The organism is Petralouisia muris (assembly GCF_004793545.1).
GTDB lineage: Bacteria > Bacillota > Clostridia > Lachnospirales > Lachnospiraceae > Petralouisia > Petralouisia muris.
This window is the reverse complement of the sequence record NZ_SRYA01000242.1, coordinates 1-577: the sequence shown is the minus strand read 5'-3', so window position 1 is coordinate 577 and position 577 is coordinate 1. Positions and strand designations below refer to the sequence as shown.

At 53.6% G+C, this 577-nt stretch carries 2 pseudogenes; both read left to right on the top strand.

The features are described 5' to 3' along the window. Positions 1 to 260, top strand: a pseudogene (locus E5329_RS29320) (hypothetical protein); the annotation flags it as partial. Beyond that, a pseudogene (locus E5329_RS29315) lies at positions 260 to 577 on the top strand (hypothetical protein); the annotation flags it as partial. The pseudogenes E5329_RS29320 and E5329_RS29315, both read left to right, overlap by 1 nt.

The window sequence follows — 577 nt, the reverse complement described above, 5'->3', positions numbered from 1 at the left end:
ATGCCGAGGTCAACCGCCATGAATATCGGCATTCTGCCTACCAGCTTGTACTGGCGGACGGCGGTCACGGTGCATTGGGCGGCAGGGGGCAGGCGGTGTTCGGCACTTCCCTTGCGGACGGCAAGCACGCCCGATGGGAAAGGTGCGACGTGCTTGGGGAAATCAAGCCAGAGAAGATGCCTGAATGGGCAAAAGAAGCCCTCGCAAAAATCAAGGAACAGGAAAAAACAAAAAAATCAAAGAGCAGGGAGGAACGCTGATGGAGATACGGGCTTTGACACAATCCGAACAAAAATACACCTACGCCCAGAGTATGCAGCTTGAAGGGCAGACGGGATGTATTGGGCATCTCCGAGGTGATTTTGACACTTCTGGAGATAGCTTTCATACCACTTGGTTTGATACCAGAGAACAGTGGAAAACGGACGAGTTCAAGACAGGTCTGGACGATGTTATCAACGCCCTGCGTGAAGATACGGGGCTTCTGCACAACCGCTATGACATGGCGGCATTTGCGAGGGGAAATCCCGAAAGCGCATTTCAGGGCAGCTACTGTACCGAGTACGGCTTCCGTGCG